At 65.2% G+C, this 14,134-nt stretch carries 10 protein-coding genes and 1 pseudogene; 5 read left to right on the top strand and 6 right to left on the bottom strand.

Annotated elements, in window-relative coordinates; genetic code table 11:
• Window positions 1–86 precede the first annotated feature (86 nt).
• Together VQ067_RS02380 and VQ067_RS02385 are read left to right on the top strand one after the other, a co-directional pair.
• Window positions 87–656 (top strand): cytochrome b, encoded by a 570-nt coding sequence (locus tag VQ067_RS02380; protein WP_003106133.1) that lies wholly within the window; start codon window positions 87–89, stop codon window positions 654–656.
• Between the two features lie 11 nt (window positions 657–667).
• Window positions 668–1,243 (top strand): YceI family protein, encoded by a 576-nt coding sequence (locus VQ067_RS02385; protein WP_003084626.1) that lies wholly within the window; start codon window positions 668–670, stop codon window positions 1,241–1,243.
• A gap of 68 nt (window positions 1,244–1,311) precedes the next feature.
• On the opposite strand, the gene mexR is transcribed toward VQ067_RS02385, so the two are convergent.
• A complete protein-coding gene (gene mexR / locus VQ067_RS02390; RefSeq protein WP_004365054.1) occupies window positions 1,312–1,755 on the bottom strand; it encodes a MarR family transcriptional repressor MexR in 444 nt (147 codons plus the stop codon).
• A 274-nt stretch (window positions 1,756–2,029) separates the two neighbouring features.
• Between mexR and mexA the strand changes: the two are divergent.
• From mexA to oprM, 3 genes and pseudogenes are all read left to right on the top strand, one after another.
• Window positions 2,030–3,182: pseudogene (gene mexA, locus VQ067_RS02395) on the top strand (multidrug efflux RND transporter periplasmic adaptor subunit MexA).
• Window positions 3,183–3,197: 15 nt separating this feature from the next.
• Window positions 3,198–6,338 carry a multidrug efflux RND transporter permease subunit MexB gene (gene mexB / locus VQ067_RS02400; protein WP_003109724.1) on the top strand — a complete coding sequence of 1,047 codons (3,141 nt, stop codon included), beginning with the start codon at window positions 3,198–3,200 and terminating at the stop codon, window positions 6,336–6,338.
• Between the two features lies 1 nt (window position 6,339).
• Entirely contained in the window at window positions 6,340–7,797 is a 1,458-nt protein-coding gene (oprM, locus tag VQ067_RS02405; RefSeq protein ID WP_003084633.1) for a multidrug efflux RND transporter outer membrane channel subunit OprM, read from the top strand.
• A 95-nt stretch (window positions 7,798–7,892) separates the two neighbouring features.
• On the opposite strand, the gene VQ067_RS02410 is transcribed toward oprM, so the two are convergent.
• The 5 genes from VQ067_RS02410 to ahcY form a co-directional block, all read right to left on the bottom strand.
• A complete protein-coding gene (locus tag VQ067_RS02410) occupies window positions 7,893–9,812 on the bottom strand; it encodes a DEAD/DEAH box helicase (RefSeq protein ID WP_003084635.1) in 1,920 nt (639 codons plus the stop codon).
• 250 nt (window positions 9,813–10,062) lie between these two features.
• Window positions 10,063–11,133 (bottom strand): hypothetical protein, encoded by a 1,071-nt coding sequence (locus VQ067_RS02415; RefSeq protein WP_003084637.1) that lies wholly within the window; start codon window positions 11,131–11,133, stop codon window positions 10,063–10,065.
• A 69-nt stretch (window positions 11,134–11,202) separates the two neighbouring features.
• Complete coding sequence (gene metF / locus VQ067_RS02420; protein ID WP_003084639.1) at window positions 11,203–12,051, bottom strand: methylenetetrahydrofolate reductase [NAD(P)H]; 849 nt, start codon at window positions 12,049–12,051, stop codon at window positions 11,203–11,205.
• Window positions 12,052–12,117: 66 nt separating this feature from the next.
• The gene (locus VQ067_RS02425; RefSeq protein WP_052150375.1) at window positions 12,118–12,672 is read right to left on the bottom strand and encodes an HD domain-containing protein; all 555 of its coding nucleotides are present in this window, start codon (window positions 12,670–12,672) and stop codon (window positions 12,118–12,120) included.
• A 40-nt stretch (window positions 12,673–12,712) separates the two neighbouring features.
• Window positions 12,713–14,122 carry an adenosylhomocysteinase gene (ahcY, locus tag VQ067_RS02430; RefSeq protein ID WP_033990527.1) on the bottom strand — a complete coding sequence of 470 codons (1,410 nt, stop codon included), beginning with the start codon at window positions 14,120–14,122 and terminating at the stop codon, window positions 12,713–12,715.
• Window positions 14,123–14,134: the final 12 nt, after the last annotated feature.

Raw genomic sequence — 14,134 nt, forward strand, 5'->3', positions numbered from 1 at the left:
AATCGATGTTTCAAAGCAGAATTTTCTGCTTTAACTCGATGGATTTGCCGCTAGTCTTGAGGCTTCGCTTTTCAAGGAAGTTTTTCATGCAGTGGCGCAATACCTCATCCCGTTACGGCGTATTCAGCCTGTTCCTGCACTGGGGCAGCGCGCTGGTGGTCTTCGGCCTGTTCGGCCTGGGCCTGTGGATGCGCGAACTGAGCTATTACGACCCCTGGTACCACCCCGCGCCGGCGCTGCATAAAAGCATCGGCATCCTGCTGGCCATTGCCCTGCTGGTGCGGATCGTCTGGCGTTTCGTCAGCCCGCCGCCGCCGGCGCCGGCCAACCACGGTCCGCTCACGCGGGTAGCGAGCAAGCTCGGCCACCTCGCGCTGTACGGGCTGCTGCTGGCGGTGATCGTCGCGGGCTACCTGATTTCCACCGCCGACGGCGAACCGATCAGCGTGTTCGGCTGGTTCTCCGTGCCGGCAACCCTCAGCGGGCTGCCCGACCAGGCAGACGTCGCGGGTGAAATCCATCTCTACCTGGCCTGGGCGCTGGTGGTCTTCGCCGTCCTCCATGCCCTGGCCGCCCTCAAGCATCACTTCGTCGACCGCGACCCGACCCTAAAGCGCATGCTCGGTCGCTCGTCGAATGATCAACAACCACGTTAAGGAGAATGTCCATGCTGAAGAAGACCCTTGCCGCGCTGGCGCTCGGCTCCGCACTGTTCACCGCCGGCCAGGCAATGGCCGCGGACTACAAGATCGACAAGGAAGGCCAGCACGCCTTCATCGAGTTCCGCATCAAGCACCTGGGCTATAGCTGGCTGTACGGCCGCTTCAACGACTTCGACGGCAGCTTCACCTTCGACGAGAAGAACCCGTCGGCCGACAAGGTCAAGGTGACCATCAACACCAACAGCGTGGACACCAACCATGCCGAGCGTGACAAGCACCTGCGCAGCGGTGATTTCCTCAACGTCAGCAAGAACCCGACCGCTACCTTCGAATCCACCGAAGTGAAGGCCAACGGCGACAGCGCCGACATCACCGGCAACCTGACCCTGAACGGCGTGACCAAGCCGGTCACCATCAAGGCCAAGCTGATCGGCCAGGGCGACGACCCGTGGGGCGGCTACCGTGCCGGCTTCGAAGGCAGCGCCACCCTGAAGCTGAAAGACTTCGGCATCAAGATGGACCTCGGCCCGGCATCCCAGGAAGTCGAGCTGCTGCTCTCCGTCGAAGGCATTCGCCAGTAAGCGGATACCTGAAACGAAAAACGCCGGCGATCGCCGGCGTTTTTCATTGTGCTTCGAAAAGAATGTTCTTAAATATCCTCAAGCGGTTGCGCGGCCAGGCATTGGTCGAGGAGATGCACCAGGGTGGCTTGTTCCTCCGGGGTGAGCGGGGCAAACAACTCGTCATGCACGCGTGACATGATGGCTTCCGCATGCTGGTGGATGGCCAGCCCCTCGTCGGTGAGGAAGAGCTGGAAGCTGCGCTGGTCGCTGGGGTTGCGCTCGCGGCGGACCAGGTTTCTTCCCTCCAACTCGCGGATCTTCCGGGTGATCAGTGCCTTGTCGCGGCACATCTGGCGTCCCAGGTCCTGCAGGTTCAGCCCGCGTTGTTCGTCGATAAGCTTCAATACATGGACGTCGGGCGGGGTCAGGTCGAGTCGCTGGCAATCGAGCTCGCTCTGGATGCGCGTCCGCACATGCTGGAAGACCGCCATCAGCGCGGGCATCAGGTCGGGATTCACGGGGTAGTTCATTGGTTTGGCCGAGTAAACCTAATGTAAATGTGGTTGATCCAGTCAACTATTTTGCTTATTTTAGTTGACCTTATCAACCTTGTTTCAGGTTCTGAATATGGGCCATGGCGCCGGGTGGATAACCGGCCATCGAGCTAAAACGTTTCAGGTGTTTTCACGCGAGGCTTTCGGACGTTTACAAACACCTATGAATGTAAGTATTTTGCCTGCCTTCTTCGAGCCGGTGCAGCGCCTTCACGCTGCATCGGCCGCTTTCGCTCATGAGGACAACGCTATGCAACGAACGCCAGCCATGCGTGTACTGGTTCCGGCCCTGCTGGTCGCGATTTCGGCCCTTTCCGGGTGCGGAAAAAGCGAGGCGCCGCCGCCGGCGCAAACGCCGGAGGTCGGAATCGTGACCCTGGAAGCGCAGACGGTGACCCTGAATACCGAGCTGCCGGGCCGGACCAATGCGTTCCGCATCGCCGAGGTGCGTCCCCAGGTGAACGGCATCATCCTCAAGCGCCTGTTCAAGGAAGGCAGCGACGTCAAGGCCGGGCAGCAGCTCTACCAGATCGACCCCGCCACCTACGAGGCCGACTACCAGAGCGCCCAGGCCAACCTGGCCTCGACCCAGGAGCAGGCCCAGCGCTACAAGCTGCTGGTCGCCGACCAGGCCGTGAGCCAAGCAGCAGTACGCCGACGCCAATGCCGCCTACCTGCAGTCCAAGGCGGCGGTGGAACAGGCGCGGATCAACCTGCGCTACACCAAGGTGCTGTCGCCGATCTCCGGCCGCATCGGCCGTTCCGCGGTGACCGAAGGCGCCCTGGTGACCAACGGCCAGGCCAACGCGATGGCCACCGTGCAACAGCTCGACCCGATCTACGTCGACGTCACCCAGCCGTCCACCGCCCTGCTGCGCCTGCGCCGCGAACTGGCCAGCGGCCAGCTGGAGCGCGCCGGCGACAACGCTGCGAAGGTCTCCCTGAAGCTGGAGGACGGTAGCCAATACCCGCTGGAAGGCCGCCTCGAATTCTCCGAGGTTTCCGTCGACGAAGGCACCGGCTCGGTCACCATCCGCGCCGTGTTCCCCAACCCGAACAACGAGCTGCTGCCCGGCATGTTCGTTCACGCGCAGTTGCAGGAAGGCGTCAAGCAGAAGGCCATCCTCGCTCCGCAGCAAGGCGTGACCCGCGACCTCAAGGGCCAGGCTACCGCGCTGGTGGTGAACGCGCAGAACAAGGTCGAGCTGCGGGTGATCAAGGCCGACCGGGTGATCGGCGACAAGTGGTTGGTTACCGAAGGCCTGAACGCCGGCGACAAGATCATTACCGAAGGCCTGCAGTTCGTGCAGCCGGGTGTCGAGGTGAAGACCGTGCCGGCGAAGAATGTCGCGTCCGCGCAGAAGGCCGACGCCGCTCCGGCGAAAACCGACAGCAAGGGCTGATCAAGGGGATTCGTAATGTCGAAGTTTTTCATTGATAGGCCCATTTTCGCGTGGGTGATCGCCTTGGTGATCATGCTCGCGGGCGGCCTGTCGATCCTCAGTCTGCCGGTCAACCAGTACCCGGCCATCGCCCCGCCGGCCATCGCCGTGCAGGTGAGCTACCCGGGCGCCTCGGCCGAGACGGTGCAGGACACCGTGGTCCAGGTGATCGAACAGCAGATGAACGGGATCGACAATCTGCGCTACATCTCCTCGGAGAGTAACTCCGACGGCAGCATGACCATCACCGTGACCTTCGAACAGGGCACCGACCCCGACATCGCCCAGGTTCAGGTGCAGAACAAGCTGCAACTGGCCACCCCGCTGCTGCCGCAGGAAGTGCAGCGCCAGGGGATCCGGGTGACCAAGGCGGTGAAGAACTTCCTCATGGTGGTCGGTGTGGTTTCCACCGACGGCAGCATGACCAAGGAAGACCTGTCGAACTACATCGTTTCCAACATCCAGGACCCGCTCTCGCGGACCAAGGGCGTCGGTGACTTCCAGGTGTTCGGCTCGCAGTACTCGATGCGCATCTGGCTCGACCCGGCCAAGCTGAACAGCTACCAGCTGACCCCCGGCGACGTGAGCAGCGCGATCCAGGCGCAGAACGTGCAGATTTCCTCCGGCCAGCTCGGCGGCTTGCCGGCGGTCAAGGGCCAGCAGCTCAACGCCACCATCATCGGCAAGACCCGCCTGCAGACCGCGGAGCAATTCGAGAACATCCTGCTCAAGGTCAATCCCGACGGTTCCCAGGTGCGCCTGAAGGACGTCGCCGATGTCGGCCTGGGCGGCCAGGACTACAGCATCAACGCGCAGTTCAACGGCAGCCCGGCGTCCGGTATCGCGATCAAGCTGGCCACCGGCGCCAACGCGCTGGATACCGCCAAGGCGATCCGCCAGACCATCGCCAACCTGGAACCGTTCATGCCGCAGGGCATGAAGGTGGTCTACCCGTACGACACCACCCCGGTGGTCTCGGCCTCGATCCATGAGGTAGTGAAGACCCTCGGCGAGGCGATCCTCCTCGTGTTCCTGGTGATGTACCTGTTCCTGCAGAACTTCCGCGCCACGCTGATCCCGACCATCGCCGTACCGGTGGTGCTGCTGGGGACCTTCGGCGTGCTCGCCGCGTTCGGCTTCTCGATCAACACCCTGACCATGTTCGGCATGGTGCTGGCCATCGGCTTGCTGGTGGACGACGCCATCGTGGTGGTGGAGAACGTCGAGCGGGTGATGGCCGAGGAAGGCCTGTCGCCAAGGGAGGCGGCGCGCAAGTCCATGGGCCAGATCCAGGGCGCGCTGGTCGGTATCGCCATGGTGCTCTCGGCGGTATTCCTGCCGATGGCGTTCTTCGGCGGCTCCACCGGGGTGATCTACCGGCAGTTCTCCATCACCATCGTGTCGGCCATGGCCCTCTCGGTGATCGTGGCGCTGATCCTCACCCCGGCGCTCTGCGCGACCATGCTCAAGCCGATCGAGAAAGGCGACCATGGCGAGCACAAGGGCGGCTTCTTCGGCTGGTTCAACCGGATGTTCCTTTCCACCACCCACGGCTACGAGCGGGGCGTGGCGTCGATCCTCAAGCATCGCGCGCCGTACCTGCTGATCTACGTGGTGATCGTGGCCGGGATGATCTGGATGTTCACCCGCATTCCCACCGCGTTCCTCCCCGACGAGGACCAGGGCGTACTGTTCGCCCAGGTACAGACCCCGCCGGGCTCCAGCGCCGAGCGTACCCAGGTGGTGGTGGACTCGATGCGCGAATACCTGCTGGAGAAGGAAAGCTCTTCGGTCAGCTCGGTGTTCACCGTGACCGGCTTCAACTTCGCCGGCCGCGGCCAGAGTTCGGGCATGGCGTTCATCATGCTCAAGCCCTGGGAAGAGCGTCCCGGTGGCGAGAACAGCGTGTTCGAGCTGGCCAAGCGCGCGCAGATGCACTTCTTCAGCTTCAAGGACGCGATGGTGTTCGCCTTCGCGCCGCCGTCGGTACTGGAACTGGGTAACGCCACCGGCTTCGACCTGTTCCTCCAGGACCAGGCGGGCGTCGGCCACGAGGTCCTGCTCCAGGCGCGCAACAAGTTCCTCATGCTCGCCGCGCAGAACCCGGCGCTGCAACGCGTGCGCCCCAACGGCATGAGCGACGAACCGCAGTACAAGCTGGAGATCGACGACGAGAAGGCCAGCGCCCTCGGCGTGTCCCTCGCCGACATCAACAGCACCGTGTCCATCGCCTGGGGTTCCAGCTACGTCAACGACTTCATCGACCGTGGCCGGGTCAAGCGGGTCTACCTGCAGGGCAGGCCGGACGCGCGGATGAACCCGGACGACCTGAGCAAGTGGTACGTGCGCAACGACAAGGGCGAGATGGTGCCGTTCAACGCCTTCGCCACCGGCAAGTGGGAATACGGTTCGCCGAAGCTGGAGCGCTACAATGGCGTGCCGGCGATGGAGATCCTCGGCGAGCCGGCGCCCGGCCTGAGTTCCGGTGACGCCATGGCGGCGGTCGAGGAGATCGTCAAGCAATTGCCGAAAGGCGTTGGCTACTCCTGGACCGGCCTGTCCTACGAGGAGCGCTTGTCCGGCTCGCAGGCGCCGGCGCTGTATGCGCTGTCGCTGCTGGTGGTGTTCCTCTGCCTGGCGGCCCTGTACGAAAGCTGGTCGATTCCGTTCTCGGTGATGCTGGTGGTGCCGTTGGGCGTGATCGGCGCGCTGCTGGCGACGTCCATGCGCGGCCTGTCCAACGACGTGTTCTTCCAGGTGGGCCTGTTGACGACCATCGGCCTGTCGGCGAAGAACGCCATTCTCATCGTGGAGTTCGCCAAGGAGCTGCACGAGCAGGGCAAGGGCATCGTCGAGGCGGCCATCGAGGCCTGCCGCATGCGTCTGCGGCCGATCGTGATGACCTCCCTGGCGTTCATCCTCGGTGTGGTTCCGCTGGCGATCTCCACCGGCGCCGGCTCGGGCAGCCAGCATGCGATCGGTACCGGCGTGATCGGCGGCATGGTCACTGCGACCGTCCTGGCGATCTTCTGGGTACCGCTGTTCTACGTGGCGGTCAGCACGCTGTTCAAGGACGAGGCGTCCAAGCAGCAGGCTGAGGCCGAAAAGGGGCAATGATATGAAAAGGTCCTTCCTTTCTCTGGCGGTAGCCGCTGTCGTTCTGTCCGGCTGCTCGCTGATTCCCGACTACCAGCGCCCCGAGGCGCCGGTAGCCGCGGCCTACCCGCAAGGGCAGGCCTACGGGCAGAACACCGGCGCGGCGGCCGTTCCGGCCGCCGACATCGGCTGGCGCGAGTTCTTCCGCGACCCGCAGTTGCAGCAACTGATCGGCGTGGCGCTGGAAAACAACCGCGACCTGCGGGTCGCCGCGTTGAACGTCGAGGCCTTCCGGGCGCAGTACCGCATCCAGCGGGCCGACCTGTTCCCGCGGATCGGCGTGGACGGTAGCGGCACCCGCCAGCGTTTGCCGGGCGACCTGTCGACCACCGGCAGTCCGGCGATTTCCAGCCAGTACGGGGTGACCCTGGGCACTACCGCCTGGGAACTCGATCTCTTCGGCCGCCTGCGCAGCCTGCGCGACCAGGCCCTGGAGCAGTACCTGGCGACCGAACAGGCGCAGCGCAGCGCGCAGACCACCCTGGTGGCCAGCGTGGCGACCGCCTACCTGACGCTGAAGGCCGACCAGGCGCAGTTGCAACTGACCAAGGACACCCTGGGCACCTACCAGAAGAGTTTCGACCTGACCCAGCGCAGCTACGACGTCGGCGTCGCCTCCGCGCTCGACCTGCGCCAGGCGCAGACCGCCGTGGAAGGTGCCCGCGCGACCCTGGCGCAGTACACCCGCCTGGTAGCCCAGGACCAGAATGCGCTGGTCCTGCTGCTGGGTTCCGGGATCCCGGCGAACCTGCCGCAAGGCCTGGGCCTGGACCAGACCCTGCTGACCGAAGTGCCGGCGGGCCTGCCGTCGGACCTGCTGCAACGGCGCCCGGACATCCTCGAGGCCGAGCACCAGCTCATGGCCGCCAACGCCAGCATCGGCGCCGCGCGCGCGGCGTTCTTCCCGAGCATCAGCCTGACCGCCAACGCCGGCACCATGAGCCGCCAGCTGTCCGGCCTGTTCGACGCCGGTTCGGGTTCCTGGTTGTTCCAGCCGTCGATCAACCTGCCGATCTTCACCGCCGGCAGCCTGCGTGCCAGCCTGGACTACGCGAAGATCCAGAAGGACATCAACGTCGCGCAGTACGAGAAGGCGATCCAGACCGCCTTCCAGGAAGTCGCCGACGGCCTGGCCGCGCGCGGTACCTTCACCGAGCAGTTGCAGGCGCAGCGCGATCTGGTCAAGGCCAGCGACGAGTACTACCAGCTTGCCGACAAGCGCTACCGCACGGGGGTGGACAACTACCTGACCCTGCTCGACGCGCAACGCTCGCTGTTCACCGCGCAGCAGCAACTGATCACCGACCGCCTCAATCAGCTGACCAGCGAGGTCAACCTGTACAAGGCCCTCGGCGGCGGCTGGAACCAGCAGACCGTGACCCAGCAGCAGACCGCGAAGAAGGAAGATCCGCAGGCCTGATCGCCTTCCGCGCCATGCAAGAACGCCGACCCTAGGGTCGGCGTTTTTTTATCCTCGCGGAAGTCGGCGGGTCCGCGTCACGGACCCGCTCGGCCTTAGCGGTTGCGGGTCAGCAGTGCGGGGCGCTCGCCCTTGCGCCGCGGTTCCAGCTCGTCGAGCTGCTCGGCGGTGGGGAAGCGATCCATGCGCACCAGGTCGCGCTTGTTGATCACCACCGGCTGGCGGCTCGGCTGCTTGCCGGTGCCGTACTCGGACGGCTCGCGCAGCGGCGCGTCGCTCATCCGCGAGGCATTCTCGCGACCCTGGCCGCGCGGCTTGCTGGCGCGCGGTTTCTTCGCCTTGCCCTGGCCGGCACCCTGACCGCGAGCGCCGCCTTGAGCGGCGCCCTGGCTCTTGCCGCGAGCTTGGCCCTGGCCTTGGCCACGACCCTGCTGGCCGGTGCCGCCCTGGGGTTTCTGCTGGCCACCGCGGCGTCCGCGTCCCTTGTTTTCCTGACCCTGGTAGGGGCTGACGTAGTCGGCGCGGTTGCCGAAATTGTCGAAGTCGTCGTCGAGGAACTCTTCCGGATCGCGATTACCGTCGACTTCCGGCGGCCGATTGGGCTTGGCCGGACGCGCTTCGCGGCTCTGCCGCGGCTGCTGCGCTTGGCCGGCCTCGCGGTTTTCCTTGTTCTTGCCACCACGACGGCGGCGCTTGCCGGCCGGCTTCTCGGTACCGTCCTGGGCCGCAGCGACATTGCTGTCGGGGTTGCTCGCCTGGGCGTCTTTCGGCTTGCGCTCGCGGCTGCTGCGCCGTTCCTTGTCGCGGCGCGGCTGCTTCTGCGGCGCCTCGCGGGGCTCCGGCTGGGCTACCTCGGGCAGCACGGCCTCGGGGTCGAAGCCCTGGGCATCGCCATCGGGAATACGCTGTCTGGTCATCTTCTCGATGGCCTTGAGCAGCTTCTCTTCGTCCGGCGCCACCAGCGAGATCGCCTCGCCGCTGCGTCCGGCGCGGCCGGTACGGCCGATGCGGTGGACGTAGTCTTCCTCGACGTTGGGCAACTCGTAGTTGACCACATGGGGCAACTGGTCGATATCCAGGCCGCGGGCGGCGATGTCGGTCGCCACCAGGATGCGCACGTCGTTGGCCTTGAAGTCGGCCAGCGCCTTGGTCCGCGCGTTCTGGCTCTTGTTGCCATGGATCGCGGCGGCCGGCAGGCCGTGCTTGGTCAGGTACTCGGCGAGACGGTTGGCGCCGTGCTTGGTACGGGTGAAGACCAGCACCTGTTCCCAGGCGCCGACGGTCACCAGGTGCGCCAGCAGGGCGCGCTTCTGCGGCGCCGGCAGGCGGAACACGCGTTGCTCGATGCGCTCGACCGTGGTGTTCGGCGGCGTTACCTCGATGCGTTCCGGGTTGTGCAGGAGCTTGTTGGCGAGGTCGACGATGTCTTTCGAGAAGGTAGCCGAGAACAGCAGGTTCTGGCGCTTGGGCGGCAGCTTGGCGAGAACCTTCTTCACATCGTGGATGAAGCCCATGTCGAGCATGCGGTCGGCTTCGTCGAGGACGAGGATTTCCACGTGGGACAGGTCGACCTTGTTCTGCCCGGCCAGGTCGAGCAGGCGGCCGGGGCAGGCGACGAGTACGTCGACGCCCTTGGCCAGGGCCTGGATCTGCGGGTTCATGCCAACCCCGCCGAAGATGCAGGTGCTGTTCAGCGGCAGGTCGCGGGCGTAGACCTTGAAGCTGTCATGCACCTGGGCGGCCAGCTCACGGGTCGGGGTCAGTACCAGCACGCGCGCCTGGCGCGGGCCGTGGCGGTGTTCGCGGTCGGGATGACCGGCGGGGAACAGGCGCTCCAGTACCGGCAGGGCGAAACCACCGGTCTTGCCGGTGCCGGTCTGTGCCGCAACCATCAGGTCGCGACCTTGCAACACGGCGGGAATCGCCCGCTGTTGCACGGGAGTGGGCTGGCTGTAGCCCGCAGCCTCCACAGCGCGGGCAAGCGCCTCGGAGAGTCCGAGGGAAGAAAAGGACATGCGGGTTTTCCTATATGGGCCGGGGCGAGGCCGGCTGCTGTGAAATCACCAAGTTCTGCGAACTCCTGTCTACCTTCGGGCCCTGTCGGCCAGGGCGGAAGGTCTGGCCGCGGCGCTGCGTATGCGCTCGGTGGCCGGTGTCGAACGGGTGCCCTCGCGGGCATGGCCGCGCACCTGGTCGGGGGCGCTGGCCGGTTCGCTCCCGGCCCTGGGTGGGGGGGCCGGGGGCAGCGTCAACGGAGGGCTGCGGTCAGAGCAGGTCACGCTGGCGCAAATGCTGGCGGATCTCGTTGGCCCGGGAGCCAAGGAGGTTGCGCAGCAAGCTGTGATTCAGCCAATCCTCGATTTGTTCCGCAATCGGTTCCTGCGGATAGCGTTCGATGGCATTGGTCGCGGCTTTCTCCCACCAGACGGGGCCGCAGGCCCGGTCGAACTCGTTACTATATTCGTGGCAACCGTAGAGCAGTTCGATACTGAACTGGCGCATCGGAGCCGGCAACGGCAGGGTTCCCAGCTTGTACAGCAGACGCTTGGCACGCGGTGGGCGTGGCAGTCGATCGGTCACCTTGAGGGTGTCGTCGAGGGCTGCAGCGCTGAGAAGGGAGGAACCGTGCTTGCACAACCAGGCCTGGATCTTCGCGCGGAACAGCTGTTTCCGGCTCCAGTAATGGTGGATCAGGTCGGTACAACCCACCAGCTCCAGCCGCTTGTGGGCGGCGACGGCCAGGACGAATTCCTCAAGAGTATAGGCACCGTTGGCAATTGGATAGAGTTCATCCATTAATTCCAACGAACGGTCGAGTATTTTCGCCTCTTCCCGAGGCAGGCCGATGACGCCGGAGTTGAGCTGGTGCATCTCGTCGTCGGCCCAGCCGCGCTCGAACAGGTAGGGCGAGAGGTCGCGGTAGAGCGGGAAGTTACGGTGTTCGCCATAGCGCGCGCCGATCGCGTTGCACAGCAGGCTGCCGGGCTGGATGCGGTCGAACAGGCGCAGGGGCGAACTGTGGAAGAAGGTATCGGTGTCGATCAGCAATGCCTGGTCGGCGTCTTCCAGGGCGTCGCGCAGGGCCACGTGCTTGGCGCGGAAGTGATAGCCGTGCGGTTGGCACCAGGCGACCAACTCCTCGGCCGTCACTTCGCGGACCTGCACCGGCAGGCCGGCGTAGGGACTGGGGTCGTCGGTATAGACCCTGACCGTCAGGCCATGCGCCGCCCCGTCGCGGAGGTGGGCGAAGGCGCTGGCGATGCTGAACAGGGCTTCCTGGTGGTAGGTCTGTCGCCCGTAGACCAGGTAGATCAGATGCTTGCGTGAGTTGGCCATGTCTGTCGTGGATCGCGTGAGAGGCTTCCCTGCCGGTATACGCTGCCGGGCCGAACCGCGTGGGCGGTATCAGCGTGGCAGCTGGAGATTCTTCCAGATCGCCAGGCTCGGATCGGCCTGGTTCAAAGTATAGAAATGCAGTCCCGGTGCGCCGCCCTCCAGCAGGCGTTCGCACATCTCGCTGATGACCTGCTCGCCGAAGGCCTGGATGCTGCGGCTGTCGTCGCCGTAGGCTTCCAGTTGCTTGCGGATCCAGCGCGGCAGTTCGGCGCCGCAGGCGTCGGAGAAGCGCGCCAGCTTGGAGTAGTTGGTGATCGGCATGATGCCGGGGACCACCGGGATGTCCACGCCGAGCTTGGCGACCCGCTCGACGAAGTAGAAATAGGCATCGGCGTTGAAGAAGTACTGGGTGATGGCGCTGCTGGCGCCGGCCTTCACCTTGCGCACGAAGTTCGCCAGGTCATCCTCGAAGCTGCGCGCCTGGGGGTGGACTTCCGGATAGGCGGCGACCTCGATGTGGAAGTGGTCGCCGGTCTCGGTGCGGATGAAGTCCACCAGTTCGTTGGCGTAGCGCAGTTCGCCGCTGGCCATGCCCATGCCCGACGGCAGGTCGCCGCGCAGGGCGACGATGCGGCGGATGCCGGCCTCGCGGTAGCGGCCGAGCAGTTCGCGCAACTCGGCTTTCGAGTCGCCGACACAGGACAGGTGGGGCGCGGTCGGCACTTTCACCTCGCCGTCCAGTTGCAGCACGGTACTCAACGTGCGGTCGCGGGTGGATCCGCCGGCGCCGTAGGTGCAGGAGAAGAAGTCGGGCTTGTAGCCCGCCAGGTTGCGGGCGGTGGCCAACAGCTTTTCATGGCCGGCCTCGGTCTTCGCCGGGAAGAACTCGAAGCTGAAACGGCGTTCGCTCTGACTCATGATCGGTTCCTTGGACGCGACCACGGCCGCGCCTCTTCTTGTTGATTCCGACTAGCGCCGGGTACTTCAGTAGTACTGGCGGTAGTGCTCGATTTTTTCCCGCAGGCGTCGGGCCGTCGCGGCGTGGGCATGGCCGAGGCGAGCGAGGATCAGCTGCGACTCCTGGTGGTAGTTCGCGATCTTGTCCTGGTTCCAGGTCTGCGGCGGTGGCTGCAGGTTGGTGATGCGGTCGCACAGCTTGACCAGGGCGTACTGCGCCGGGCCCTCGGCAAGCGCCTGGAGATAGTCGTCGAGGGAACGCTTGGGGCCGTCGCCGACGCGCTTGCTCAGGGCCTGCACGCCGGCACAGACGAACTCGCCGAACTGTTGCCGCAGCTCCTCGGGTGAGGTCGCCGTGTCTTCCAGGGTGTCGTGCAGGACCGCGACCTGCAGGGTTTCCCCGAGCCGTTCGATGGCACCGTCGCGATCGGCGGCCAGCAGCTCGTTGGCGACCATGCCCAGGTGCACCAGATAAGGCAGCGGCGAGCCGCTGAGGGTCTGGTTGCGGTGGGCGCGGGCGGCGAACAGCCAGGCCTGGTTGTAGCGATCGGCGAGGTGCGTGGACATCGTGGGAGCGCTCATGCGAACGGGGCAGGCGCATGGCGCCTGCCCCGTGGTCCGCTTAGTAGCGATAGGTGTCCGGCTTGAACGGGCCTTCCACGCTCACGCCGATGTACTCGGCCTGTTTCGGGGTCAGCTGGGTGACCACGCCGCCGAAGCCCTTGACCATCTCCAGGGCCACTTCCTCGTCGAGCTTCTTCGGCAGCACTTCGACGCTCAGGCGCTTGGCCTTCTCGGCGGCCGGCAGGTCGGCGTACTTCTGCTCGAACAGGTGGATCTGCGCCAGCACCTGGTTGGCGAAGGAACCGTCCATGATCCGGCTCGGATGGCCGGTGGCGTTGCCCAGGTTGACCAGGCGGCCCTCAGCGAGAAGGATCAGGTAGTCGTCGTTGTGCGCGTCGAAACCGTCCTTGCCGGTGCGGTGGATCTTGTGTACCTGCGGCTTGACCTCTTCCCAGGCCCAGTTCTTGCGCATGAAGGCGGTGTCGATCTCGTTGTCGAAGTGGCCGATGTTGCAGACCACCGCGCGCCTCTTCAGCGCCTTGAGCATGTTGGCGTCGCAGACGTTGACGTTGCCGGTGGTGGTGACGATCAGGTCGATCTTGCCCAGCAGCGCGGCGTCGATGCTGGCCTCGGTGCCGTCGTTGATGCCGTTCTTGTACGGCGAGACGACTTCGAAGCCGTCCATGCAGGCCTGCATGGCGCAGATCGGGTCGACTTCCGCGACCTTGACGATCATGCCTTCCTGGCGCAGCGACTGCGAGGAGCCCTTGCCCACGTCGCCGTAGCCGATCACCAGGGCCTGCTTGCCCGACAGCAGGTGGTCGGTGCCGCGCTTGATGGCGTCGTTGAGGCTATGGCGGCAGCCGTACTTGTTGTCGTTCTTGCTCTTGGTCACCGAGTCGTTGACGTTGATCGCCGGGACTTTCAGGGTGCCGTTCTTGAGCATGTCGAGCAGGCGGTGGACCCCGGTGGTGGTCTCTTCGGTGATGCCGTGGATGCGCTCGAGCATCTGCGGGTATTTCTTGTGCAGGATCTCGGTCAGGTCACCGCCGTCGTCCAGCACCATGTTGGCGTCCCACGGCTGGCCGTCCTTGAGGATGGTCTGCTCGATGCACCATTCGTACTCTTCCTCGGTCTCGCCCTTCCAGGCGAACACCGGGATGCCGGCTGCGGCGATGGCGGCGGCGGCCTGGTCCTGGGTGGAGAAGATGTTGCAGCTCGACCAGCGGACTTCGGCGCCCAGCGCGACCAGGGTCTCGATCAGCACGCCGGTCTGGATGGTCATGTGGATGCAACCGAGGATCTTCGCGCCTTTCAGCGGCTGCTGGCCGGCATACTTGCGGCGCAGGCCCATCAGTGCGGGCATTTCCGATTCGGCGATGATCAGCTCGCGGCGGCCCCAGGCGGCCAGGGTGATGTCGGCGACCTTGTAGTCGGTGAAACCGGCGGGCGTCATGACAGCGCTCATGCGTAACTCTCC

The organism is Pseudomonas sp. KBN12P06040, assembly GCF_037574965.1.
GTDB classification, from domain to species: Bacteria; Pseudomonadota; Gammaproteobacteria; order Pseudomonadales; family Pseudomonadaceae; genus Pseudomonas; species Pseudomonas aeruginosa.

Bases quoted from the DNA above. Each gene is read 5' to 3' on its own strand.
- VQ067_RS02380 (WP_003106133.1), top strand. From the start codon at position 87: ATGCAGTGGCGCAATACCTCATCCCGTTACGGCGTATTCAGCCTGTTC.
- VQ067_RS02385 (WP_003084626.1), top strand. From the start codon at position 668: ATGCTGAAGAAGACCCTTGCCGCGCTGGCGCTCGGCTCCGCACTGTTC.
- mexR (WP_004365054.1), bottom strand. From the start codon at position 1,755: ATGAACTACCCCGTGAATCCCGACCTGATGCCCGCGCTGATGGCGGTC.
- mexB (WP_003109724.1), top strand. From the start codon at position 3,198: ATGTCGAAGTTTTTCATTGATAGGCCCATTTTCGCGTGGGTGATCGCC.
- oprM (WP_003084633.1), top strand. From the start codon at position 6,340: ATGAAAAGGTCCTTCCTTTCTCTGGCGGTAGCCGCTGTCGTTCTGTCC.
- VQ067_RS02410 (WP_003084635.1), bottom strand. From the start codon at position 9,812: ATGTCCTTTTCTTCCCTCGGACTCTCCGAGGCGCTTGCCCGCGCTGTG.
- VQ067_RS02415 (WP_003084637.1), bottom strand. From the start codon at position 11,133: ATGGCCAACTCACGCAAGCATCTGATCTACCTGGTCTACGGGCGACAG.
- metF (WP_003084639.1), bottom strand. From the start codon at position 12,051: ATGAGTCAGAGCGAACGCCGTTTCAGCTTCGAGTTCTTCCCGGCGAAG.
- VQ067_RS02425 (WP_052150375.1), bottom strand. From the start codon at position 12,672: ATGAGCGCTCCCACGATGTCCACGCACCTCGCCGATCGCTACAACCAG.
- ahcY (WP_033990527.1), bottom strand. From the start codon at position 14,122: ATGAGCGCTGTCATGACGCCCGCCGGTTTCACCGACTACAAGGTCGCC.